This is a genomic window from Desulforegula conservatrix Mb1Pa, assembly GCF_000426225.1.
GTDB lineage: Bacteria > Desulfobacterota > Desulfobacteria > Desulfobacterales > Desulforegulaceae > Desulforegula > Desulforegula conservatrix.
In genome coordinates this window covers 12,388-38,038 of the sequence record NZ_AUEY01000038.1, presented here as the reverse complement: position 1 = coordinate 38,038, position 25,651 = coordinate 12,388, and the positions used below count along the sequence as shown (strand labels likewise).

21 protein-coding genes are annotated in these 25,651 nt (G+C 44.0%); 11 read left to right on the top strand and 10 right to left on the bottom strand.

Translation table 11 applies throughout. The features are described 5' to 3' along the window. Positions 1–158: 158 nt before the first annotated feature. From K245_RS0113525 to K245_RS0113515, 3 genes are read left to right on the top strand one after another with little or no spacing between them, the layout of a single operon-like run. The gene (locus K245_RS0113525) at positions 159–392 is read left to right on the top strand and encodes a hypothetical protein (protein WP_156906795.1); all 234 of its coding nucleotides are present in this window, start codon (positions 159–161) and stop codon (positions 390–392) included. 46 nt (positions 393–438) lie between these two features. Next, a complete protein-coding gene (locus tag K245_RS0113520) occupies positions 439–1,314 on the top strand; it encodes a hypothetical protein (RefSeq protein WP_156906794.1) in 876 nt (291 codons plus the stop codon). Positions 1,315–1,371: 57 nt separating this feature from the next. Further along, positions 1,372–2,472, top strand: coding sequence for a hypothetical protein (locus K245_RS0113515; RefSeq protein ID WP_156906793.1), 1,101 nt, complete (start codon positions 1,372–1,374; stop codon positions 2,470–2,472). A 286-nt stretch (positions 2,473–2,758) separates the two neighbouring features. Here the strand turns inward: K245_RS0113515 and K245_RS24480 are convergent, their stop codons facing one another. After that, a complete protein-coding gene (locus K245_RS24480; RefSeq protein ID WP_035277231.1) occupies positions 2,759–3,937 on the bottom strand; it encodes a YibE/F family protein in 1,179 nt (392 codons plus the stop codon). Positions 3,938–4,158: 221 nt separating this feature from the next. Then, complete coding sequence (locus K245_RS0113500; RefSeq protein WP_027359686.1) at positions 4,159–5,688, bottom strand: alkaline phosphatase; 1,530 nt, start codon at positions 5,686–5,688, stop codon at positions 4,159–4,161. A gap of 423 nt (positions 5,689–6,111) precedes the next feature. Here K245_RS0113500 and K245_RS0113495 point away from each other — a divergent pair, with 423 nt between their 5' ends. Together K245_RS0113495 and K245_RS0113490 are read left to right on the top strand one after the other, a co-directional pair. Continuing rightward, complete coding sequence (locus K245_RS0113495; RefSeq protein ID WP_027359685.1) at positions 6,112–6,306, top strand: ferredoxin; 195 nt, start codon at positions 6,112–6,114, stop codon at positions 6,304–6,306. 83 nt (positions 6,307–6,389) lie between these two features. Next, positions 6,390–7,628, top strand: coding sequence for a M48 family metallopeptidase (locus tag K245_RS0113490; RefSeq protein WP_027359684.1), 1,239 nt, complete (start codon positions 6,390–6,392; stop codon positions 7,626–7,628). A gap of 104 nt (positions 7,629–7,732) precedes the next feature. Here the strand turns inward: K245_RS0113490 and K245_RS0113485 are convergent, their stop codons facing one another. Continuing rightward, positions 7,733–9,136, bottom strand: coding sequence for an IPTL-CTERM sorting domain-containing protein (locus K245_RS0113485; protein WP_027359683.1), 1,404 nt, complete (start codon positions 9,134–9,136; stop codon positions 7,733–7,735). A gap of 585 nt (positions 9,137–9,721) precedes the next feature. Between K245_RS0113485 and K245_RS0113480 the strand changes: the two genes are divergently transcribed. Both K245_RS0113480 and K245_RS0113475 read left to right on the top strand, forming a co-directional pair. Further along, entirely contained in the window at positions 9,722–10,741 is a 1,020-nt protein-coding gene (locus tag K245_RS0113480) for a hypothetical protein (protein ID WP_027359682.1), read from the top strand. A 75-nt stretch (positions 10,742–10,816) separates the two neighbouring features. Continuing rightward, the gene (locus tag K245_RS0113475) at positions 10,817–11,179 is read left to right on the top strand and encodes a CoA-binding protein (RefSeq protein ID WP_027359681.1); all 363 of its coding nucleotides are present in this window, start codon (positions 10,817–10,819) and stop codon (positions 11,177–11,179) included. 84 nt (positions 11,180–11,263) lie between these two features. On the opposite strand, the gene zupT is transcribed toward K245_RS0113475, so the two are convergent. The 4 genes from zupT to K245_RS0113450 form a co-directional block, all read right to left on the bottom strand. After that, positions 11,264–12,169 (bottom strand): zinc transporter ZupT, encoded by a 906-nt coding sequence (gene zupT, locus K245_RS0113470; protein WP_027359680.1) that lies wholly within the window; start codon positions 12,167–12,169, stop codon positions 11,264–11,266. 189 nt (positions 12,170–12,358) lie between these two features. Then, entirely contained in the window at positions 12,359–12,835 is a 477-nt protein-coding gene (locus tag K245_RS0113460; protein WP_027359679.1) for a GNAT family N-acetyltransferase, read from the bottom strand. 61 nt (positions 12,836–12,896) lie between these two features. Next, on the bottom strand, positions 12,897–13,334 hold the full coding sequence (locus K245_RS0113455; RefSeq protein WP_027359678.1) for a nucleoside deaminase: 438 nt from the start codon (positions 13,332–13,334) through the stop codon (positions 12,897–12,899). A gap of 195 nt (positions 13,335–13,529) precedes the next feature. Then, positions 13,530–16,292, bottom strand: a complete 2,763-nt coding sequence (locus K245_RS0113450; RefSeq protein WP_198013893.1) for a cation-translocating P-type ATPase — start codon at positions 16,290–16,292, stop codon at positions 13,530–13,532. Positions 16,293–16,724: 432 nt separating this feature from the next. Here K245_RS0113450 and K245_RS26695 point away from each other — a divergent pair, with 432 nt between their 5' ends. The 4 genes from K245_RS26695 to moaA all read left to right on the top strand — a co-directional run bounded on the left by K245_RS26695 (position 16,725) and on the right by moaA (position 23,557). After that, positions 16,725–19,433 (top strand): 7TM diverse intracellular signaling domain-containing protein, encoded by a 2,709-nt coding sequence (locus K245_RS26695; protein ID WP_051284125.1) that lies wholly within the window; start codon positions 16,725–16,727, stop codon positions 19,431–19,433. Beyond that, positions 19,420–20,232 carry a hypothetical protein gene (locus tag K245_RS0113435; protein WP_027359676.1) on the top strand — a complete coding sequence of 271 codons (813 nt, stop codon included), beginning with the start codon at positions 19,420–19,422 and terminating at the stop codon, positions 20,230–20,232. Before K245_RS26695 ends, K245_RS0113435 begins: the two co-directional genes overlap by 14 nt. Positions 20,233–20,489: 257 nt before the next feature. Further along, positions 20,490–22,490, top strand: coding sequence for a ribonuclease catalytic domain-containing protein (locus K245_RS0113425; RefSeq protein ID WP_156906792.1), 2,001 nt, complete (start codon positions 20,490–20,492; stop codon positions 22,488–22,490). Positions 22,491–22,549: 59 nt separating this feature from the next. Beyond that, positions 22,550–23,557: a GTP 3',8-cyclase MoaA gene (gene moaA, locus K245_RS24470; protein ID WP_035277229.1), complete on the top strand. Its 1,008-nt coding sequence runs from the start codon at positions 22,550–22,552 to the stop codon at positions 23,555–23,557. A 15-nt stretch (positions 23,558–23,572) separates the two neighbouring features. Here moaA and K245_RS0113415 read toward each other — a convergent pair whose 3' ends face one another. Genes K245_RS0113415 through K245_RS0113405 form a run of 3 tightly spaced genes read right to left on the bottom strand, consistent with a single transcriptional unit; the run spans position 23,573 to position 25,398 of the window. Next, positions 23,573–23,779 (bottom strand): YgaP family membrane protein, encoded by a 207-nt coding sequence (locus tag K245_RS0113415; protein ID WP_027359674.1) that lies wholly within the window; start codon positions 23,777–23,779, stop codon positions 23,573–23,575. Between the two features lie 14 nt (positions 23,780–23,793). Further along, positions 23,794–24,792, bottom strand: coding sequence for a biotin synthase BioB (gene bioB, locus K245_RS0113410; protein ID WP_027359673.1), 999 nt, complete (start codon positions 24,790–24,792; stop codon positions 23,794–23,796). Between the two features lie 3 nt (positions 24,793–24,795). Continuing rightward, the gene (locus K245_RS0113405) at positions 24,796–25,398 is read right to left on the bottom strand and encodes a hypothetical protein (RefSeq protein WP_027359672.1); all 603 of its coding nucleotides are present in this window, start codon (positions 25,396–25,398) and stop codon (positions 24,796–24,798) included. Between the last annotated feature and the right edge of the window lie 253 nt (positions 25,399–25,651).

The following is a 25,651-nucleotide window of genomic DNA, read 5'->3' as shown; positions in this document are numbered from 1 at the left end:
TTAACTTGCCAAGCTACAGGCTGGAAAAGTCAAAACAGAAAATTAACGAGGAAAAAAGTGAGGAAAATGCGCCTTAAATTAGGAAACTGGATCGGGAATTATAACTGTCGCTGACACGGAAAAATAATTGTCGTTGATCATACGACTCTTTGGTTAAAATGCATAGCTACGCTGTAGGCACTGCAAAAGTCCCATTTTCGCCTTTAAATGTGACCGCAGATGATTTTGTAAAAAGCGACAAGCCGAATGAGCCTCTTGATCAGGAACTGCCTGATGTTCCACATAAATGGTTTAATGATTCAGTGGACAGAAATGTCCCCAAAAGTCCGGGTGTGAGGGAGCCTTTTATACCAATGAAGCCTCTGACTCCTGATCAGCTGAAAATGTATTGATGGCTCCATATATGGCTTTCATAAACAAGATAGAAAGGATAGGCGCATGAAAACAAGTAGTTTGGCAGTGTTGTCGTTAACAGCATTGGTTTTAGCCGGTTTGTTGTCATGTTCGCGCCATAATGCGTCCATGCCACCCTCTAAAACAAACTATAAAATCAAGTTCAGTGATTATAAGTTGAAGTCCGAATACAGATTTACCACACCTGAAAAATCTTTTCAGATGTACAGAGTGAGTGATTGGTGGCAATGGTTTAAACCTTCCTTAACAAAAGATTTTCACAAGCCCAAATGGCTGGTAAAAAGGAAAGACATTGAAATAATACAGGCAAAGGGATTTGAATACCTTTCGCAGGATGGGAGCTATCAGCTCAAAATACCTTATCTTTCATCCGAGAACATGTATTTTGCTGATTATGCAATGCCCCATGAAGGCAGAAATAAGTTTGTCATAATTGACGAGAATAACTGGATAATAGGTATATTATCGAGTGATGTCATGAGAGACCCGACATATACAGAGTATTTTAAAGTCCGCAGTCCTGAGGAGGCTTTTGAAACTGTTGTCAGACGAGACACCAGTAATGCTGAAGACACTGTTGTCCAGAATTATGGCAGGTTTGTTCCTGCTATTACAAAGACTTTTCGGTATGAAGGGATTCCGGTTTTTGAAGAATATGTTAGGTGTTCAAGTCCAATGGATTCACCTCGCTTTATTTTGATTGGCACAGGTCATGCGAAATGCACTACAATAAAGCATCTCAAGCGCCAACTTGTAAAAAATGGTTATCTGTATGAAATATCCGTATATCTTGAATGCAAAAGCGAAAATGAAGATGAGTGCCATACAGAGGAAAAAGTTTATGAGCTTGCGGATTATATCCTGAAAAATATCAAGTTTCTAAAAAAAACTGGAGAGTGATTTTATATTTCCCAGTTGGAATTCCGGGGACTGTCCCCCGCAAATATTCATCAGGGGTTGATTTCGGCAAAAAATTACTCGGTCAATGCTGCCTTTGTTAGGCTCTCAGGGCGCAGGGCTTACAAACGATTCCAAGATAATCATATATACGGATGGACAGATCAGGACGGAACGCCACTTCCTTCATCCTTGCCAGGTTTTACTGGGCGTCTTGCCAAGGTCGTAAAGGCAGATGGCGGATCAGAGCTGAACGAGATTTCCAATTTCGAGATAAAGCTTGGCCGGAAGATGCAGGTTTTACGTTTTTCAGAAGATCAGGACAACACCCATTTTTATGTTCATGTGAGCGGTCAGCCTACGGACAGAAATCCTGATTTTTCAGGATCAGCTGCTGATTCAGGGCCGCTTGCCTCGCGTCCGGCAAATTATGTTCCGATCAGGGTGCCGATGTATGACAAGGCTTCTTCTCCCAATGATCCCCGCGAACCTGCTGTTTATAGATATATTTTCAGACCGGAATATACATTCAGCCTCTACAGGTCGGTTCTTCCTATAAAACCTCCGAAGCCTGCTGATCCGGGTAAGCCTGAGATAACGGAAACAAGTCCTGAAGACAGGCCTGCTTCAGGATCTGATACGAACCAGAATCCTGAAAACAACAGGGAGGCTCTTGAAGCTGTGCTCGGGGCTTATGGTCTTAATTATCTATTGACCACAGACAAGGCTAATCCCCTTCCCATACTTGATTCAGCTCCGGGCAGCCTTGTTTTCGGCAATGGAACTGACAGCGAAACAACGGCGGTTATAGATTCAAATGGCAGGATAGTAATTGGTTCAGCCCAGACCCTTTCGGCATTGACTCCCGAGGATTATTTCGCCCTGAAGCTTTACAGCAACGGAGACGAAGGCAATGTGCTGTGGCAGATAGAAACTCCGGTGATATCCAATATTGAACTTCAGGACGAGCATGAAAAGAAGGTTCTGAACGCTCCCATGGGAACCAGGGTGTATGCCAAGGCAAAGACACATCCAAAAAACAGAGAGGTTTTATGGACAGTTGAGGAACATCAGGATGGAGTCAATGCAATTATAAATCGCTATGCAGGCTACATATATGTGCTCGATAATTCAAAAAGCGGACCTTTGCCGAGGTTATGATTTCATTGAAACCCGGCAGCTTTCCTGGGATGAAGAATTCGGTGTTCTTTGGCATGCGGGCTTTTCTCCGAGAGATTAAGGAAAAACCGTTACATCAAGCGTATCACATGAACAGCACAAGCATCAATGAATCTGTCCGAAGCTTAACTGTTCGGACAGATTTCCACAGGTTCAATAGTTTGTGTTCTTATAGGCAATAAATCAATCAGGGAGTTTTCAGATTATGTTAGATTTTTATTAGACGGGCAAGGCTGGCCAGTCTTAACACAAAAATGGATATCAATAATCAAACCTCGGCTTCTGCCATCTGAAGTTCTTCATTATTGGCTGAAACAGTTTCATTCTCCCGGTGAGAGAAGATCAGCCCTCCCATGAATGCTGTAAAAGGAACAACTGTCACAAGGCCAAAACTGCCCACAAGGGTATGCATGATCTCAGCGGAAACATACTGGATGTTTACGATATTCATGACAGGAGTTCCCATTGCTATAAAGAGCATGAACATGGATGCGTAGCCTCCGAAATAGGCCAGAAGAAGTGTTGTCGTCATTGTGCCAAGCACCGCCCGCCCAACTTCAAGTCCTGATTTAACAAGCTCGCCAGTACTTATATCAGGGCTTTTTTCCTTTATCTCATGCATGGCGGCTGCAATATCCATGGCTACGTCCATTATGACTCCGGAGGAAGCGATGAATATTCCGGAGTAGAAGATTCCGGTGAGGTTAAGAAAAGGGAACCCTGTGTAGAGAAGAGGCTCTGAAAATGGAAGAACAGCTCCATGAATCTTGAAATATTTCCCGAAGGTCAGAGAAAGAGCGCATGTCATGACAATGCCGGACATTGACCCCAGAAAAGCAGAAAAGCCTTTGTTGCTTATTCCTGCGATGGAAAAAATGATTACTCCTGTAAGAATCATTATGGATGCGAGGGAAACAAGTATAGGATTCCATCCGCGAAGAAAGGCGGGAAGAAGAATTTTCCACAGATAAAGGACTGTAAATATGAAAGAAAGCATTGCCTTGAGCCCTGTCTTTCCGGCAACGACAGTAACCATGATAAAAAACAGGGCAAAAAGATAAATTTCAATATTGGTCCTGTAATGATCAATAACCGTCGTATTTGCAATATCTCCATTTTTAAGATTCAGAACCACAAGAGCTTTGTCTCCAAGGTTGAAAACCTTGTCCATTTCCATTTTACCGATCAGATGGTTGTGGGTTTCAATGATTCGCCCCTTGAATTCAGAATCAAGTACCTCGAGTTTAAGCCTCTGCGCACCTGTTTTTACTATTCCATGCTGGTTGAGAAGGGAATTGTCGGTTCCCGTGACAAGAGCCTTTGCTCTTATTGAATCTGATGAAACGACTTTTTCAAAGCCAGTTGGCATCACAAGCATCACCGCTATAAATATAAGTAAAACTATAATAAACAGTACGTTGTTGTCGATTTTGAAGAGATGTTTCATTTCTTTCTGAACTCCTTTTATAATATGCAGTGGCCGCCAGACAAATATCCGGTCTGGCGGCCATTTTCAAACATGACCAATATTGATGGTCTCGCAAAAAAGTTACAAAAAGGTGGCGGCGTCATGCCGGACTTGATCCGGTATGCAGTGTTTTCAGCTACTTCTGGATTCCGGCCTGCGCAGGAATGACGAGAACCGGGCTTTTTGCGACCTTGTCAATATTATTGGAGGGTTATACTCATTGCCGCAGCAACTTTTCTGCACACATCAGTATTGTCATAATATCCGTTGAATGAATCCTCGTTTACGCCCTTGGCAAAAACAGGAACAGGTACACCTGTATGGGAATATGAAGTCCAGGCGATTCCGGATATCTGGTTGAGAACATGGGTAAGGGTAACAGAAAGCGGATTGTATCCTCCATAAAGCAGATAAAATTCGTCGTTGTTCATTGTGCCCTTGCCTTTTTTCTTTTTGTCAAAGGCTTCTGTCAGGAGTGACATCTGGTAGTCATTCGGCTGATATGCCGCATCGCCGTTTTTGTCCATGTCAAGGCCGAAGGATGACTCTATCTCATCGTAAAGATCTGTCAGAGATGCGTAACCCGAGAGGTTATTTGCGTAAAGCGAGTCAAATTTGTCATATGACATTGTCTGGTTTTTCATTCTTTCCATATAAGTGAAATACCCAGTACCGGAGAAGCCCATAGTCATACCACCACACTCATGATCTCCGGTGACAATGATAAGTGTCTCGTCAGGATGTTTTTCATAGAATGCAAGAGCTTCGGCTATGGCCTCATCAAATGCCAGGGTATCCTGAATTGCAGACGCGGCATCATTTGCATGGCATGCCCAGTCTATCTTTCCGCCCTCAACCATCATGAAAAATCCGGCAGGATTGTCGAGAAGCTCGATACCTTTTTTAGTAAACTCGGCAAGAGAGATATCATCATTGCTGGAAGACTTGTCTCTTATGATCTCGTAAGGCATGGCACGGCTTGAATCCAGCACGCTGTTTACGGCAATCACCTTGCCGCTCGTATTTTTCAGTGCCTCAAAGTCAGCCCTTGTGTTTACATATCTATAGCCATTTGCGGTGGCGGCATTGACGCATGCAGGGGTGTTTGCCTTGTCTCCCGGATATTTGTTATCCCTGAAACCGCCGCCTCCGAAATAGTCAAAATTGCTTTCGGCAAGCTGCATGCCTATTTCGTGGTATTTTTCGCGGCTGTCAACCTGGGCGTAGAAGGATGCAGGAGTCGCATGATCTATTGATACACTCGAGACTATCCCTACCTTCATCCCCTTTTCCTTGGCAGCTTCGGCAATAGTCTTGTAGGATTTTGTCTTTGTCACATCCATACCGACTACACCGTTAAGTGTCTTGTAGCCGCACGCAAGAGCCGTTCCTGCGGAAGCTGAGTCTGTGATATAGCTTCCGGCGTCATAGGTTGTTGCATAACCAGTGGCAGGCATCTTTGACATATTCAGCAGACGAGGCGAGTTTATGTAGTTCGGATCAATTTTTGCCTCCACCGACGCCTTGTAAACTTCAGCAGAGTTTACCTGAACCTCGGACATACCGTCGCCAATAAAAAAGAACACGTATTTTGCCTTTGCCGAAGGCTGAACAATACTCTTTGAGCCGCCGTCATTGTCGTCATCATCACACCCTGAAAGCATCGTTCCTGAAAACAAAACCAGCAGCACCAGTGAAAGCCATGCAGATCTCCTAATTCCCCTTTTCATAAATGCACTCCTCTTGAAGGTTAATATTCTGTGCATCGATAATCGATAAAGATTCAGGCTTTGTAGGTATTGTGTTAAAAAAAGATGAAAAAGCTTGGAACAGATATTTTTTCCAGGCTCCATTTATTAAATGAGGATGTATCAATGCGAAGCCAATAAAATGAATTGAATATCCTTATTTCGGAATGGAGTAGTGAAAAAGCAAGATCCCCGTCATTCCGGCGCAGGCCGGAATCCAGAAGTGGCTCAAATTAATGGATACCGGATCAAGTCCGGCATGACGACGAGGCCATTTTTTGACTTTTTGTGCGGTCATCAATTCTAATCAGCACATTTTTTATTTTTCGAAGCGGAAGTTTTTTGATCTTTCTGAAGTCATGGTGCATTAATAAATCAAGATATTTATTTAACTAAGAGGTTATTATGGCCAAAAGAGTGTATATAGAGTTTATTGTCTGCGTAGGCTGCGAAGCCTGTGTTGAGCTTTGTCCTGACATCTTCCGCATGAACAATGATGGAGACAGGGCTGAAGTAATAATGCCCGAAGGTGGATCCGAAGAATGTATAGAAAAAGCAATAAATATATGCCCTGCTGATTGCATTCACTGGGATGACTAATCTTCGAAATGCTTTCTGTGTTTTCATGATTTTGACATTGAACTATTCACCGAATTGGTATTCGAATTAATATGGGGTATTTAATGAACATTTATTTTATTGTCATTCTTGTTGCCATGATCGGCGGGTATTTTCTGGAGCTTATTGCAGATATCCTGAATCTGAAAGCCCTTAAGCCCAAGCCGCCTGAGGACCTTGCGGATCTTTACGATCCTTCGGAATATGAAAAATCCCAGGCCTACACCATAGTGACCACAAAATTCGGGATAATAAAAAGCACATTCAGCCTTGCCCTGAGCATTGTGTTCTGGTTTGCCGGAGGTTTCAGGATATTCGACGATTTTGCTGTCAGTTTCGGATTTGGAAGCATAGTCACAGGACTTATTTATACAGGCCTTCTCATTGCAGCAAGCTCGGTCATAATGTTCCCCTTCAGTATTTATTCAACCTTCGTTATAGAAGAAAAATTCGGATTCAATAAGACCACGGTAAAGACATTCATCCTGGATATTGTCAAGGGCATCTGCCTTGGCGTGATAATAGGAGCTCCTCTTCTTGCCGGGATTTTCGCCTTTCTGACTTACACAGGAACTTATGCCTGGCTTTGGTGCTGGCTCGTGGTTACTTTATTCATGGTCGTCATACAGTTTGTTGCTCCGACATGGATAATGCCCCTTTTCAATAAATTCACTCCTCTTGAAGATGGTGAGCTTAGGCAGGCGATTATGGATTTTGCGAAAAAGGCGAAATTTCCTTTAAGCAATGTTTTTGTAATGGATGGTTCGAAAAGATCATCCAAATCCAATGCCTTTTTTACAGGATTTGGCAAGAACAGGCGCATAGCCCTTTTTGACACACTCATAGAAAAACATACTATACCTGAACTTGTTGCCGTTCTGGCGCACGAGGCTGGCCATTACAAAAAAGGTCATATCATCAAAAGCATAGCCGTAAGCATTCTATATTTTGGATTCATGTTCTGGGTGCTGTCTGTCTTCATAACGGAAAAAGGACTTTTTGATGCTTTTTTCATGGAAAGAGTATCCGTATATGCTGGTCTTGTTTTCTTCAGCATGCTCTTTTCTCCGGTGGAAATGATTCTTTCAATAGGTCTTAAAGCCCATTCAAGGGCAAATGAATACGAGGCGGACAGATTCGCAGTGGAAAATACTGGTGGAAGTTCAGATCTTGTTTCGGCCCTGAAAAAGCTTCACGCTGACAATCTGGCAAATCTTACTCCCCATCCTTTTTATGTGTTTCTGAATTATACCCATCCACCTGTCTCCTTGAGGATTAAAGCAATGAAAAGTCATGAATCTTGAGGATAAAATAATGGGTGGATTGGCATATAGCTGACGGGCCATTCATCGCTTTAACGGATTCACAAACCAAGGGCCTTTTTTTAAAAATTAGCAAGCACTGTCTTTTACTGACGCTTACGGCGCATGGTGAATATGGCGGAAACAGCCAGTAAGCTGGATAATATAATCATCCCCCATTCGGAAAGAGTGGGAACCGACGTTGGTGGTGATGCCATTGCTGAAAATGTCACAGTAATGGTCTTGTCAGCGCCGATGTTGTTCACTGTATACGTTGCAGCTGAGCCGGCGCTCGATCCATCTCCGCCCCAGGTCACCTTGTATCCGGCGTCGGGAGTGGCTGTCAAAACGATTGTTTTATTGTTGACAAACTGGTCAACACAGGTAGCGTTGGTGCAATTAGTAATGACATCGCTGACATCGGCAGTTACCGTGCCGTGGGCGCTTGCAGTGACAGAGACCTTCCAGGAAGAGTCCAATAATTTGACAACGCTGCTGTGGCCATAATCCGTGGCATAGATATATCCACTGCTGACTCCGGCGCCAAATGGGCTGCTAAACGTGGTGGCGACGTTATACTTTTTGACCCGGGTCAGGAAATTACCGCTGGAATCCAATTTGATCAGACCTGCATTGGCACCTCCACCTTCTGTAATATACATGGCGTTGGTGGCCGGATCGATGTCAATGTCTCTCGGTGTTGAAAAGTTGGTGGACACCCCATTTAACATATATGAGGTCAGGGTTTGCTGCCAGACCCCGGCGCTGTTGTATTTGACAATAACCTTTTTGCCGTAATCTGACACATATATATTATCAGCTGAGTCGATGGCGATTCCAGTGGGATTTAAAAACACGCCCGTGCCTCCTGGGCCATACGCCGAAAGAGGGGCGGCCACACATTGTCCTGCACTGTTCATTGCTATTATCCGTAGGCCGTCGTAGTCGATGACATAAATGGTTCCGGCTGAATTTACGGCGACTCCGAACACTTTACCCCAGTTATAGGGGCCAAAGCCTCCATTTGCAGTGCATCCTGTCCATGTATTGGCTATGGTCAGGATGCCGCCAGCTTCGGTGTATCGGCGAACTTTTTTTTCATAATATGTCGCTATGTAAACATCCCCAGTATTGGAATCCGTACAAACTCTCACTGGCCCGGTATTATTATTGGCGGCAATTTTCCCAATATAGGTGCCGTCCGTTTGTTGGTTCACGACCTCGCCGGCGCCCTCGAGTCCGGCATTGCTGTCGACGATCAGCAAGCTTCCATTGCTTTTCAGGAAACCGACATCCGCGGGGCCATTGAAGACCGTGCCTCCAGTACTTGGGTTGTATGTTGGCCAGTAAGTAACATAATCTGGGTTCGCAAACGCCAGGCCTGAGCACATCAAAAACCCGGCCATGAACGGTAAGGTTTTCAGCCACAAGCGCTTACCGGATATAATGTTTGACAGAAGCGCAATGTTACGGATGCTGTTTTTTGCCGCAGATGGATTATTGATCAACATCTTCGATGCCTTTATTTATTTAAAATAAATTATATAGGGTAGAAGCCTGATTTTTTGGCTCCGGAGATATAATAAGGACTGGGATTGAATGTCAATGGCTATTTAATCTCATGCAGCAATTTTCGGTGCTGGGCTTACGCTGTTCTATAGCTTTAAAAAAACCTAATATATCGTAATCTTGATAAACTCGCAAAAAGTCCGATTCCCGTCATTCCGGCGCAGGCCGGAATCCGGAAGTAGCTCAAATTAATGGATGCCGGATCAAGTCCGGCATGACGCCGTTGCCTTTTTTTGAGTTTTTGCGACGCCTTCAATCTTGAAGTGTGTAAATCAAGCTGGCTTGCATGCTGGAATCGTATGGGTCCAGTGTTACGCGAAAAGATAATTATTGCGGTTTCTCTAAGGATTGTTTTTCGATTTTGGAGCTCTTGCACTGCTTGGTTTTGTTCAAGTATCGTAAAATAAAAAGCTTTAAGTTAAGTTGCTTCAGCAGAGCGGCTTCTAATTAAAAAAGCCTAACTTCTGCCTTGTCATCGGGAAATGAAAAAATCCGCTGCATCGCAAAGGATATGGAGGCCTTGCCATATGTCTATTTACCCTGTTCAGTCAAGCCATAGGTTTCTCCTTGTATTAGCTGTTCTTTTTCTGGCTTTTGCCGCAGAATATTTTTGTCCAAAAAAAGTTGGAGCCTGTAGCTGCTCATGGAGAGGCCCTTTCATGTCAGTTGCCGGAGATTCTCCGATTGTGGTCAGAGGGAAAATCATTAGGCACAATCCCGGAGCCAAACCATCCATTGACGTGCATGTTCAGGAAGTTCTTTCAGGCGCAATGCTTGATTCCGGGATGAGAATCCTTACCGGCGATGGTATGTATTGCAGGCCAGAAATGAGTCTTTTCCCTCCGGGAACCGAGTGGGTTCTGGCTCTGAATGGCCCGGGCGCAAAGGCTGGAAATGATCTTGCGATATCCCATTGCGGAGAATACTGGCTTAAAGTTGAAGGGGATGAGGTTGTCGGAAGCATTTTTGGAAAACAGGATGAATCAAGGCGAGCGACTCTTGAGTCAATCCGGGAGTTTTTCAGGTATCCAAAGTTTACCCAGCAGCTAAGGGGGAAGGTTGAAAAAGGAGGCAGATTCAGCACTCAGTTCGGAATAAGATTCGAATTTGTTCTTGAACCCACTACAGATGGTTGGGAGATTCTTGTTCTTGAAAAAGGCAGGGATGAAAATTTGGCAAGACTGACTCCGCCCCTGCATTCTGCTCCAAATCCAAGATACATTGAAGCCTGCCATTTAAAAAAGTCTCCAGAAAACTGTCCTTGCGCCTACGGATCTGAATCAGCTCCGACCATTCCAAGAAAGTTCATATTCTCTCCGGAAGTGGGCAAAAGTATTGACGGCCCCAATGCTGCCAGTTCTGTATCTCCTGAGGCTGTGAAAAGAGTGGCTCTTTTCGGATCTGGTGAATTCCATATTGAAAAATATGAAATAGGGACAGATAAAAATGGTTGCCCTGTTATTAAATCCATGGAATTCAGAATTTTAACAGAGGGCGGATATAAGCCTGAAATGGTGGATGGTCTGAATAATGGAAATATTCCGTGAGTGTATTAACGACGAAGACATATAATTAATGCATTTTTGTTTTGAAATTGGACTTAAATTTCAGAAGGGGAAAATATGGAAAAAGTTGCTGTTGTCGGCGCAAGCCATAATGAGGAAAGATATTCTTACAAGGCGATGAAGATGCTCGAACAATACGGGCATGTGCCTTTGCCTGTTGCTCCAGCCAGGAAAGAGATCCTTGGAAGAAAGGTATATGGCAAACTTGGTGATGTGGATGAAAAAGTGGATACTGTCACCATGTATGTAGGCCCTGCCCGCCAGGAAGGAGTGATAGATGAGATTGTGAATCTAAAGCCAAGGCGAGTCATATTTAATCCTGGGACAGAGAATCCAGGCGAATACAAAAAGCTGACTGACGCAGGGATAGAAGTTCTTGAGGCCTGTACCCTGGTTATGCTCAGGACTAATCAGTTTTAATCTGGCTTGGCTTTTGGCGTCCGGTTTTTAAAGGTAGGCCCGTCTGAATGACTGAAAACCGGCCTGTTTGTGATTTTGTTTTTGTTACTTCATAAGCAGAAGGCTGACTGCCATCACAGCCATTCCGGCCACAAGACCGAATATGCTGTCGTGTCCCCTGCCGTATGCCCTGCTTGTAGGCAGAAGTTCGTCGAGGCTGATGTATACCATGATTCCCGCAACTCCTCCGAACAGTATTCCCATGACCTGGGGCGGCAGAACTCCTGCGTCTCCCCTCACAAAAAGCCTGAGACACAGATATGCTATTCCTGCGCCTATGGGCTCTGAAAGACCGCTGGCAAGTGAATATAAGAATGCTTTTTTACGGTTTCCTGTGGCATAGAAAATGGGAACAGAAACGCTTATGCCTTCTGGGATGTTATGGAGAGCTATTGCAATGGCTATGGCAAATCCGAGGGATGGATCATGTAAGGCGGCGAGAAATGTTGCGAGTCCTTCCGGAAAATTATGAATTCCTATGGCAAGGGCCGTAAATAAGCCCATTCTCATGAGTTTTTTGTGGTGTATGGTGTGGTCGCCTGATTTGGCGGATGCGCTTGTGCCTCCGCATTCCGGGAATCCGTTGAAGCCCGGGAGCTGGCCTGATGTGTCGTGCAATGGCGCGGTCTGCTCTTCAGAAGGTGTCTCATGGGGGTTTTCAGCGCTTGGTATAAGGTTGTCAACAAGGCCTATGAGGAGCATTCCTCCGAAGAATGAAGCGGCATTAACCCAGTGCCCCCAGTAATTGCCATATCTTATGATAAGAGCGTATAGTCCCTTGTAAAAAATTTCCACAAAAGACACATAGAGCATGACTCCGGCAGAAAAGCCCGTTGTTACGGAAAGAAAACGGTAGTTTGTTCTCTTTGCCATGAATGCTATGGCGCTTCCGATCCCGGTCGCCATACCGGCAAAAAGGGTCAAACCCAGTGCAATCCAGACATCTTTCATTTAATTCTTCTCCGTTTTTGGCCTGGGAAAAAGCATTGGGATTTTTTCTGATGGACCTGCAAAAAGTCCGATTACTGTCATTCCGACGAAGGCCGGAATCCAGAAGTGATTGAAAATATAAAAATGCCGGATCAAGCCCGGCATGACGCCGACGCCTTTTTTTGACTTTTTGCGGCCTTGTCTTTTAAATCACGCAAAACATTCCTTGCCCGGTCTTGTCATGATGACAGTCGGAATTCCGGCCGGATTGTTTTCTCCATTGCCTGAATCCCTGAACCCGAATTTATGGTAAAGCATTCTTGCCGCAAGCCCGTCTTTGACCGAATCTTCAAATGTGTTGACAGTTATTGGCTTAGAATGATTCAGGTGCTTCATGGCTTCTGCCATAAGCTTTTTGCCTATGCCTTTGTTACGGAATTTTTCGCCCACAACGAACCAGACTATGGAGTTGTTTTCTTTTGAAATGATAATTCCACCGCAGAGTCCGCAGTTTTCCCTGCTTTCTTCATCCCTGATGCAGAAGGCCGCTCCATCCAGAAGAGCCTGTCGCAAGCCGTTGAAAAAATCAATATTTTCCACCATAGGGCCAAACAAGGGTTCGGCCTCCATCGCAAGAAGCATCCAGCCAGGCATGTCAAATAAATCTGATATGTGTATCTGCTGCATTTTAAATATTCGCTTATTTTATTCGGTTATTGTCAGCATGGGCTGAATTAGCGGGAACCAGTCAGACTCCAATGTCTTCATTCCAGATTTCCGGTTTCAGTTTTATGAATCTATCCATAAGATTTTTGCATTCGCTTGAATCAACAACCGTTACCTTTACTCCCCTTGATTTCAGGAGATCTTCCTCGCCCATGAAGGTACGGTTTTCACCTATCACGATTTCCGGGATTCCATAAAGAAGAATTGCGCCTGAACACATAGGGCAGGGAGAAAGAGTCGTATAAAGGACGCATTCGCTGTAAACAGATGCTGGCAGTCGTCCGGCATTTTCCAGTGCATCCATTTCTCCGTGGAGTATGGCGCTGCCATTTTGTATCCGTCTGTTGTGACCGCGTCCAATTATTCTGCCTTTGTGGACTATTACCGAGCCTATGGGGATTCCTCCCTCACTGAATCCCCTTTCAGCCTCAATTATGGCTTCTTTCATGTATTCGTCCATGAGATTCCTTTAATTTTGACAAGGTCGCAAAAAGTCAAAAAATGCGGCGGCGTCATGCCGGGTTTGATCCGGTATTTTTGTATTTTCAATCAGTTCTGGATTCCGGCCTTCGCCGGAATGACGATAATCGGACTTTTTGCGAGCCCATAATTTTTGATACGTTGGCATTGACATAATAGTCAAAAATCAATTTTATCAGTCAAGCTTTCCGAGCAAGCCTTTTCTCTCAAGCCATTTGAAGAATTCAAGTACAGGCGAAACCGAAAAAGCCAATGCGATTATTATTATCCAGTCGTCCATATGCAGGCAGAAAACGCCGAAAAGAGTTCTGAAAAATGGAACATATATGACCATGCAGAGCATGGCAAGTTCCCAGGCTATTGCATAATTTAGCCATTTGTTGGCAAAAGGTTTGTTAAAAACGGATTCCCTGTCTGATCTGAAATTGTATGCCTTAAAAAATTGAATGAGCACAAGGGATACAAAGGTCATTGTCATTGCCTCGCTTGTGCATCTGCCCGAATTTTTCGCCCATATAAAAAGCCCCAGATTTACCATTGTCGACCAGATTCCGCCTGCAAGCATGAGTGTAATAACCGGACGTGTGAATATTCCGGCAGAAGGATCCCTGGGTTTTCTTTCCATTATGTCCTTTTCTTCGGGGTCGAGGGCAAGGGCAAGGGCTGGCAGACCGTCCGTGGCAAGATTTACATAAAGAATCTGGACTGCCGAAAGGGGGAGGGGAAGACCAGCGATTGACGCACAGGCCATCAGGCCGATCTCTCCGATATTTGATGAAAGCAGGTACATAAGGTATTTCTTGATATTACCGAAGATTCCTCTGCCCACTTTTACAGCAGAAACTATGGACGCGAAATTATCGTCCGTAAGTGTCATGTCAGACGCTTCTTTTGTGACATCCGTGCCTGTAATGCCCATGGCAACACCGATATCGGCTTTTTTAAGGGCTGGTGCGTCATTCACTCCGTCTCCAGTCATGGCAACTACATGCCCTGTTTTTTGCAGGGCCGAGACTATTCTGAGCTTGTGGACAGGTGATACGCGGGCATATACGCTGATTCTTTCAATTTCTTTTTCAAGCCTTTCATCATCCATGGAGTCAAGCTCAAGACCTGTTACAATTCCCGAAGGAGTTTTTCCAGAATCAAGAAGTCCGATTTCCCTTGCGATTGCCTCCGCAGTGATGGGATGGTCTCCTGTTATCATTACGGTCTTGATTCCAGCTGTCTTGCATATTTTAATGGATTCTGCCGTTTCTGATCTTGGAGGGTCCATCATGCCCATAAGGCCAAGAAAGACCATGTCTTTTCCTGGATAGACCAGAGTATCCTCTCTCTTTTCAGCAACCGCGAGTACCCTGAGGGCTTCTTTGGCCATGCCTATTCCGGCCTGTATTATTTCTTCCCTTGTTTTTTCATCAAGGGGCTTTATTCCATCAGAGCCAAGGTAATATGAGCATGTTCTGAGAATTATTTCCGGCGCGCCCTTACAGTAAACGATATTTCCGTCCGGGTACTTATGAAGCGTAAGCATTCTCTTTGTTTCTGATGAAAAAGGGATTTCATCAATTCTTGGGTATTTAGAATCAAGCTCTGACTTGACAAGATCTGCCTTGGCCGCAGCTGTCAGCATTGCAGCTTCTGTGGTGTCTCCCGAAGCTTTCCAGTTTAAATAAATGCTGTCCTGGCTGATGGATGCGTCAGAGCATAAAACCGATGCCTTAAGGAGCGAGATAAGGAATGGCGGAGGATCTGCAAGCTCTCCGTTTTCATGAAAATCTCCGACAGGGCTGTAGCCCTCTCCTGATATTTCAAAAAAACGGGAGCCCGAATAAATTTTTCGTACCGTCATTTCGTCCCTTGTCAGGGTTCCTGTTTTGTCAGAACAAATCACAGACGTGCATCCAAGGGTTTCCACAGCCGGAAGCCTTCTTATCAGGGCATGTCGTTTGGTCATCCTCTGTGCGCCGATGGCAAGGGATATTGTAACTACTGCCGGAAGGGCTTCTGGCACCACCGCGACTGCAAGGGCAACTCCGAATATGAACATCTCGACAAAGGGCTGCCCCCTGAAAACCCCAAGCGCGACAATGAGCATGACAACAGCAAATGCAGCCTTGACAAGAATACTGCCAGTCCTATCCATGTTTTCCTGGAGAGGGGTTCTTGAGTCTTCAACAGACTGGATCATACCGGCAATTTTCCCATATTCGGCGTTCATTGCTGTTGCGACTACAATTGCCCTGCCCCTTCCCGAAGATACTGAAGTACCCGAATAGATCATGTTTTTGCGGTCTCCGAGGGGAATGTCCTTATTGCCCTCGAATCCGGCTTCTTTGTCTGACGACATTGATTCGCCTGTGAGTGAGGCCTCTTCAGCTCTCAGGTTGAATGATTCTATGATTCTGGCATCAGCCGGTATTTTGCAACCCTGTCTGACTACAATGATGTCACCGGCCACGACCTCTTTTGAGGGTATTTCATGCTCTGTTCCTGCTCTTATGACAAATGCCGAGGGCGCCGCCATTTCCCTGAGTGCTTCTATTGCCCTTTCGGCCCTGTATTCCTGTACGAATCCAAGGCTTATTGCGAAAAAGGCAATTATTGTTATTGCGCTCGCTTCTATATAATGTCCGAGTCCAAATGATATTCCTGCGGCCAGAAATAGAACCAGCATGAGGATGTTTTTGAACTGGCTTATGAGTATGTCCATTGCCCTTGTTTTTTTGATTTCTGAGATCTCGTTGGGTCCATATATCCCAAGTCTTTTTTCAGCTTCTTCATAGGAAAGGCCTGATGCGGATGATCTAAGCTCGGAGATTACATCTCTGGCAGACATGGTGTGCCATAATTTTTCAGGATAAACAGGGAGTATATCTTCGTGAATCATTGATTCTGAAGGCTTTACGGATATTTCTTGTTTTGGATCTCCAGGCATTTTTACCTCGCAGTCGGTAAATGAATTATATATATGCTATTTCGCGTTTATCTCATTACCCTTGTGACTTCTCCATGGCATTTTGAAAGGAGACTGCTATTGAATACAGGGCTTTTGCCCGTGCTGCAACAGATTGATTGTTAAAAGAGCTGTAAAATAATGTTTCTGGTTTGCATATCGGTTCAAAAAATAATATGGAAATCAGAAAATGTGAAATTTATTTTTTGATGCCGATTCAGCATATTATGCATGATCGTCATACTTGACAAGGTCGTAAAAAGTCAGATTTCCGTCATTCCGGCGCAGGCCTGAATCCAGAAATATCTGAAAATACAAAGATGCCGGATCAAGTCCGGCATGACGCCGAAGCCTTTTTTGACTTTTTGCGAGACCATCATATTTGTGGAACCTGGAATCAGGATTTTTTTGGGCATGAGAAGTTTTTTTGTTTTTTGTTTTCTTGTTTTTACAGCGTTTAATTGTTTTGCAGGAACAGGCCTGGAGACAGAAGATCTTATCTGTGACGCTTCAGGCGATGCAACCATAAATGGTTTCAATCTGTACTATATTGAAGACGCAGGGAAAAACTTGTCATTTGATGTGGTAAGAAAATCCGAAACATGGAAAAAAATGGAGGGCGATTCTGTTAATTTTGGTTTCAGCAAGTCTGTTTACTGGTTGAAGTTTGTTGTCGATAACAAGTATCAGACTCCCTTCAATTCCTTTCTTGAGATTCCATATCCTTCCATAGACAGCCTTGAGCTTTACTCATTGGGTCTGGGGACGGAATTCACGAAAATAGTGACCGGAGACAGGCTCCCGTTCAGCAACAGGCCAGTGCCTGACCCGAATTTTATTTTTCCTGTTGTACTTCATCATGACATAAATGAAATATACCTGAGGGTTGAATCCACCAGTTCCCTTAATTTCAAACCAATGCTCATGTCAGGGAAGGATATGATGACCCAGATAACCAGGCGCCTTCCCCTTACATGGCTTTATTACGGCATAATGGCGTCCATGGTGGTATACAATCTGATTCTTTTCTTACTCATCAGGGAGAAGCCTTATCTTTATTATGTTTTTTTTGCCATAAGCGGCCTTGTTTTTCAACTTGTCTTAAGTGGCTACGCATATAAATACTTATGGCCCGAGTCGGTCTGGTGGGCAAATAACTGCATGCCCTTCATCATATGCCTCACTCTCATAATGGCCTGGGCATTCGGAAGAAGCTATGCCCGAACCAAGCTGAGATTTCCGGTCGGTGACAGAATATACAACCTCATGTGCGGACTCCCATGCTTCGTGATGCTTCCGATTACCCTTTCAGGCAGTTATTCTTTCAATATCAAGGCAACCACATTCCTTTCAGGATATTTCTGTCTTGCGACTCTAACCTTCAGTGTTATCGCAGCACTCAGGGGATCAAGGGAGGCAAGACATTTTGTGGCAGGTTTCGGATTTGTGGTTGCAGGAGTCAGCCTTTTCGTCTTAAAGACATTTGGCGTTATAATGCCTTCATTTATAACAGAATGGGGCATTCAGGCAGGTTCAGCTTTTATCGTAGTAATAATGTCAACGGCGCTGTCTGATCAGATAAATTTTCTGAAAAAAAACCTCATGGAGTCCAACGAAACCCTGGGAACCTTCAAACATTTTGCCGATTCATCCATCCAGGGCCTGATCATGGTGGATCTCAAGGGTGATCTCATTTATGCCAACCCTGGTTTCAGAAAAATTGTGGAATGGGAAGGAAGGAAGGATATCCTCGGCACAAACGGATATCATTTCTACAAGCCGCCCCATGACGAGATTTTTTTTGATTCCATACGCTTAGTGATAAAAAAGACTGGGCACTGGATAGGTGAAATGAAGATCTTAACTTCTTCAGGAACCGAAGTTCCTGTTATCCAGAGTTTTTTTCTGATCAGGGACAAGAATGGCCGTCCTGCGTATTTTGCCTCCATCATAACTGATATCACCCAGAATAAACGTGCTGAAGAGGATCTTGAACTAAGGGTAAGAAAAAGAACTGCAGAGCTTTCTGAAATGAACGACGTCCTTTTGTCGGAAATAAGGGAAAAGGAGATGGTTCAGGCATTTTTAAAGGTGAGCGAGGAAAGGTACAAGGCTCTGTTTGAGAATAATCCTGTCGGTACGATTCTTGTCGATGCCAATGCAAGGATTGCCCGCTTTAATCATGCCAGCGAGAGAATGTTCAGTTCTCCGCCTGAGCAGGGCCAAATCCTGTTCATCGAATTTCTTGATAATATTCGCCCCTGTATTTCAGGCGACCTGATGGCCTGTATAAAGACCGGAGCGTCGCTCGAGTTCAGGGACGCAAGTATAAACGATAAATATTTCAACCTCAAGATTTCCCCTTTTTTTGAGGGGGCCATTGTGACATTCACGGACATAACAGGGGTGAAAAAGGCTGAGGAGCATATTCATACACTCAGCCAGGAACTCATCAAGGTACAGGAAAAAGAGCGCCAGAGAATTGCCCGTGATCTCCATGATAATGTCGCCCAGGATCTTGCATCGCTGGCAATTTCCGCAAACACAATGTTCGATGGCATAAGCCCCGTACCCGTGAAGATTAAGGGCAAGATGGAAATATTTCTGAGGGTTCTCAAGGAAACAATCACCAAGGTCAGGAATATATCATATGACCTCCAGCCGCCGATACTCGAGCAGCTCGGGCTTGTGCAGGCTCTTTACAGATATTGTGAGGAATTCAACGAAACAAACGGTATTGTTGTGGATTTCAGTACTGCGGGCGCAAGCAATCTTCCCTTCAGTTTTGAATCTAAAATAAATATTTACAGAATTGTCCAGGAATCCCTCAATAACATAAGAAAGCATTCTGGGGCAAGGATGGCTAATGTCAAGCTGGTGGCGGCATATCCTAGCCTGATCCTCAGGATCGAGGACGAGGGCAAAGGGTTTAATGTGGCCTCCAGGCTCTCTGAGGCTGTTCTTGAAAAGAGGATGGGAATACGAAGCATAGAAGAGAGGGTTAAGCTTTTAGGCGGAAGTCTGAGCATAAACTCCAAACCAGATTCCGGGACAAGGATCCGCATTGATATTCCTTTTCCAAAGCCCGAGGATTTGAACGGAGAAACCATTGAGCCCGCATGATGACCTCGAAAAAGAGATTTCTGATATCCTGTCTGGCGTTATTATAATTGACCAGTCAGTTGAAGAATTCATTAATTTTTCAACCGGGATGACTCCTGATCCGGCTTTTCTGAAAGAAGCCATTTCTTGCGAGATATCAGAATTCGAGGCTGCCGTAGATCTGATATTTTCCCCTGACGATGACGCCAGAATCAGGGTGGAGAGATTCATTCCCAGGTCATTCAACTTGATGGATGAAAAAAATCTTATTGATAAAATAACGGGGCTCAAACTTTCATGCACATTGAGATTTGCCGGATCAGGCGTTTCTCTGACAGTTCCTGTGCCTGAAAGGTCTATTGGTCGGTTTGTAAGACGACTTAATCTTACAGCCGGGATTCCCTGGCGTCTGCGTGAACTCACCGAAAAACACTTTTCAGGAAGAGAATGCACAGTCCTTAAAGTCATCCGTGAAAAAGCCGGGGCGCTGCGTTCCCTTGATCTGATTGTGGATTTTCTTGAAAATATTTCGGATCTTTTCCAACCTGAAATTGAAGATTTGGACATAATCATGACCGTCTCAGGAATGTTTCCTGAAGAGACCAGTCTTTTGGCAGCAATTAACCTCGCATTCAGAAAATGGGATTCAGCCCTTAAAAAGCATGAAGACATGGAAAAGGCTCTTTTTTCAGGATGCATGGAGGAGCTCATGGCCAAAGGCATGAGGATTCAGGCTATAAACAGGGAAGATATTGAAAAAAAGATTGCCTCAGCTGACAGGATTATCAGCCTTTTTAGATTCCGGCCTTCGCCTGAATGACGGTAATCGGACTTTTTGCGAGTCCATCAATTCTGGTGAATAGTGCAATGCCAAAAAGCCAATATGGGGGTATGCAGTTTCAACCATCAGGTGCATGGTTTTGTGGTTTATTAAAAAACAGTCTGTCTTGGTGAGTTCTGACTTAGGCTCATTATTAATGTAAAGCTCTGATTTTATTGTTCTAAGCACCTCACCGATCTGATAAATGCAAATATCTGGAATGACAGGGAAAAGAGTTTTGACTTTATAAGGCACACTTGATAGTATCGCGCTCCATGGAACCTGGGAATATTATAGAATACATAGATCAGCAGAAAATCATATGCGGGATAATTCTTGAGGCAAAGAATCAGAAGCTCAGGATACTCACGGAAACAGACCGTGAAGTCAAGCTTTCTGAAAACAGGGTGTCTCATATAGCCCGGAAACGTCTTCCTTCTATTTCATCAAGGAACGACATGCTTAAGGCTGTTAAGGAGGCGGTTGCAAAAAGAAAGCAGCTCGCATCCGAAATAAATGTCGAAGAGCTATGGGAAGTTCTGCTTGATGAAAATGACTGGCTGGATGCCGAAACAATAGCAGGAATCTGTTTTACTGAACCCACTCCTGATCACGAATCCGCAATTGTCAGAGCTCTTTTTGAGAGCCGCTCTTATTTCAAGTTTTCCGGCGATAAATTTTTGCCTTACACAAGAGAACATGTTGAGCACGCCATGTTGCAGGCTAAGGAAGCTGAAAGACTTGAAGCTTTTGTGAATGACGCCTCGGCCTGGATCAAAAAGATGCTTGTTGCTCCGGAAAAGAGAGTTCCTGAAGAATACACGGGTCTCATCAGAAAGCTGAAATCCTATTATCTTTATGAGAATGAGTGCAGGGATGCCCAGCTTGTAAAAAATATTCTGACAAAATCAGGCATAGAATATAGCGATAAAATATTCGGCCTTCTTGTTTCGCTCGGAATATGGGACGAGGATGAAAATATTGATCTTCAGAGACTTGATCTTTCCGAGGAATTCCCTTCGGATGTAATTCACCAGGCCAATGGAGTTTCAAGAACAGACAAGGCTTTTGCATCTGATCCAGCAAGAAAGGATCTTACCCATCTTAAAGCAATTACCATTGATGGTCAGGCCACCAAGGATTTTGATGATGCACTTTCTCTCGAACCTTCGGGTGACGGTTATATTCTTGGCATACATATCATTGATGTAGCGCATTATATTTCCCAGGAAACCACCCTCGACCGTGAAGCTCTGAACCGTGCAAGTTCCATATATACGCCGGACAGAAAAATTCCGATGTTTCCCCCTCTCTTGTCTGAAAACATATGCAGTCTAAAGGCTGATGAAATAAGGCCTGCAATCAGCATAATGGTTAAAGTCAGCAGGTTCGGTGAGTTCCAGGAATATGAGATTGTTCCGTCATCCATAAAGGTGGCGCGTCAGCTCAGCTACACAGAGGCAAACAAGCTTGCTGAAAGTGATGCAGAGCTCCAGATAATGCACCGTATAGCCCAGACTTTCAGAGATAAGCGCCTTGCATCCGGAGCCATCCAGATAACTCTGCCTGAAGTTAATGTATGGCTTGAGCCGTCTGGTGAAATAACCATCTCAAGGATAGACAGGGACAGCACCAGCAGAATGCTTGTCGCTGAACTCATGATTATGGGCAACTGGCTTATGGCAAGGTTTCTTAAAGAAAACGGCTTGCCAGCAATATTCAGAACCCAGCCTGAACCAAAGCAGAGGCTTTATAAAGGCGAGAGCGATTCCATCTTTCTTAATATCATGCAGAGGAGACAGCTCAGCCGGGCCCTTATTCTGACTTCACCCGAGCCACATTCCGGTCTTGGTCTTGATGCTTACGTGACCGCCACGTCTCCAATCAGAAAATACTCTGACCTTGCCACCCAGAGACAGATTAAGTCTGCACTTGGGTTCTGTTCCCCATATTCCGAGGATGTGGTTAAAGGCCTTCTCATGAGGATAGATCCACCCATGGGAAATGTTAACCGCATACAGCAGTCCAGAAAAAGATACTGGATTTTCAAATATCTTGAATCAAGAACAGGAACACGGGAAGATGCCCTTGTCATTGACCAGAAAAGAAACGGCTGCAACATTATTCTGCTCAATTATATGATAGAGTGCTTCATGCCTACAACATCAGGCAGTATTATGAAGCCACAGGATACCATCCAGGTAGTGATTCAACATGCAAATGCAAGGAAAGACCTGCTTTCTGTTTATCCAGGATAATTTATTCCTCTGATTATGTTCAGGTGATTTTATGTTCTGATTGAGGTTCACTTTAGTCTATGCTGACTGATTCATTTCAAAGAACCATAAAGTATCTGAGAGTTTCTATTACTGACAGATGCAATCTGAGATGCTCCTACTGCAGGCCGGAAAAATGCGGCAACACCTCAAGTAATTTCGAACATATCCAGCATAATGAGATCATGACCTATGAGGAACTTCTTAGACTTGCCTCTATATTTGCCCGTCTTGGGGTCGAAAAAATCAGAGTCACGGGCGGTGAACCCCTTGTAAGAAAAAATGTTCCGGAATTTGTAGGCGATCTTTTATCCATAAAGGGAATAAGTGATGTTTCTTTGACCACAAATGGAGTTCTTCTTCAGGATTACGCGGAAGCCCTTAAGGCTAAGGGGCTTAAAAGAATAAATATAAGTCTCGACTCCCTTGTCCCTGATAAATTTTCCAAAATTACGGGCAGAAATGAGTTTTCCAGAGTATGGAAAGGGATTCAAAAGGTTATTGAGCTTGGCCTTGATCCAGTGAAGATAAATGTCGTAGCCATGCGCGGAATCAATGATGACGAGTTTTTTGATTTTGCGACCCTTACTCTTGAACTGCCTGTTCATGTCCGCTTTATCGAATTCATGCCCATGGCTTTCACCACAGGCGATTCAGCCAGAAACAGAATCCTTTCTTCTGAAATAATCGAAAAAATAGAATCACAATGGGTTCTTGAACCGATTCCAAAGGCTCCGTCAAGTGGCCCTGCCGAATGCTTCAAGATAAAGAATGCTCCGGGTACTATCGGGTTTATAAGCCCCATAAGCAGGCATTTCTGCGGAGAGTGCAACAGGATGAGGATAACTGCGGCAGGATCACTTAAGCCCTGTCTCCTTTCCCATGATGAGATTGATATCAAGGCTGCGCTAAGATCAGGTGCGGATGATGATTATCTTGAAAATCTTATTTATTCGGCTGTGGCAATTAAATGGAAAAGACATGAGATCGAAAACGGAATGTCTCCGGATGGAGGGGGAGGCGGAATCATGTTCAGGATAGGTGGATGATCCCGCCTGTTTTTTTTAGTTTTTGAAAGCAGAACCGTATTTCTTGCCCATTTTTTCAAGGAGCATTGCAAGCGGACAAAGACCAGTGAAAGAAGCCTGTATCATGTTGGCTCCCACAAAAGCCGTGAGAAAAAGCCAGCCTTTTGAATGAACAGCAGCGAGAAGAACAGAAACAAGGATGATCGAACCAGCCACCCTGAAAACAATTTTTTCAATAGTCATTTTTATCTCCCTTTTCAAGTCGTTGATTTTTTTGAAGCAACTTCGAAACCTTGCCGCCTTATCATTTCAAGATCACGGTCAAGCGCCGGGCCTGAGACTGTAAGATAATTGCCTGTCATTATTCCGTTTGCGCCTGCCCATATGCACATGTCCTGGAATGCTCCTATCACGGATTCCCTTCCTGCGCAGACAATGATTTCCTTGTCAGGAAGAACATATCTGAGGAAGGATATTATTTTCAGGCATCTCGATGGTCGTAACAGTTCAAGCTTTTCAAGCGGAGTGCCTTTTATCGGTACAAGAAAATTTACAGGAACAGCATCAACGTCAAGTCTTTTAAGGTCAAGGGCAAGCTCGAGGATATGTCTGTTTTCCTCTCCCATCCCAAATATTCCACCGCTGCATACTTCAAGTCCGGCCGATTTGGCGGCCATTATTGTGTCCACTCTGTCTTTGTAAGTGTGGGTTGTGCAAATATTGCCGAAAAAACTCTCTGAGCTTTCAAGATTATGATGGTATCTTGTCATGCCTGAATTTTTCAGGGTGATAAGATCGGATTCGGACATAAGGCCAAGAGAAGCGCAGTAACTGGTTTCTTTTTTCTTAGGGAAACGGGACAAATAAGAAGCAATCGTTTTTACTTCGTCTTCAGAAGGGCCTCTGCCGCTGTTTACGAGACTGTATCTGTGAACAGGGGAATCACAGGCTGATTTGGCCCCTTTGACCGCTTCCTCAAAATCAACAAGCGGATAAGAAGGAGTATCAGGGATTTTCCAGTGCGCTGACTGGGCGCAGAAAGTACAGTTCTCCACGCATTTTCCTGATTTTGAGTTCCTGATTGTGCAAAATTTTATTTTTCTGCCGAAAAATTTTCCCCTCAAAAAATCGGCTCCGGGGAAAAGCAAAAAAACATCTTTTTCATCAAGATTTATTATCCGTTCATACTCTGAAATATCCGGAGCATAACCCTCGGATATTTTAAGGGCAAGATTGAAAAAAAAACTGGAGTTCATTAATTAAGCCTTGAGAAACCTGTCCATATTTATCAGGGCATCCCGAGCCTCACTGACCGATGAACTTTTATGAACCTTGAAACCATCTTTTTCACTGTATTCTTCAAATACGTATCCAAGAGCTGACATTTCAGGGTTTGGGATGTAGATTATTCTTTTAACGCCTATCTGTCTGAGATGATGCATGGTCTTTCTGAGATGGAAAATTAGTTTTTTGTCAGATCCAGGCGATATTCCACAGACATCAAAGAGTATGCAGCATTCAGGCTGAAGGTGGGGAATGGTTTCAAGCATCTGGTTTGTGGCAATTTTGGCTGTTCTGTAGTCAAACTCGCCTGACATGTGAACCATGAGAAGATTGTGTTTGCCATCCACCTCGGATTTCCATTTGCAGCCTTTTCTTTCGCCTTCTTTTTGAAGAGGGGGCATTCTTTTACTAAGCTGCTCTGAAAGGAACTGGATCCTTTTTTCAGCATTGGCCAATTCCTCTTCAATCCTGCATACTTCACGGCACAGAAAAGGCGTTGCTTTCAGCACTATGTCTATGTCTTTGAGATCCGCTCTCATCTTGCTCTTGAATCTGGTTTTGAGCTCTTCAAGATCCATTATGTTTTGTCCATTAAAGTATGTTTATTATTTTATACACTTAATCCAGTTGAGTATATTTTTTTTAATACTAATACCAAGATGAATCATATTCAACAAAAGAAAAATGCAGGAGGAAAAAACAATTGATAAGGCGTGCCCCATATTTTAAAACCTGACTTTCTGTCAGCGAATATGCCCTTAAATATCACTTGACTAAAATTTCAAATCTTCATATTAATCAGGCGAAGCAAGGCTAATCCTAATTTTTTCA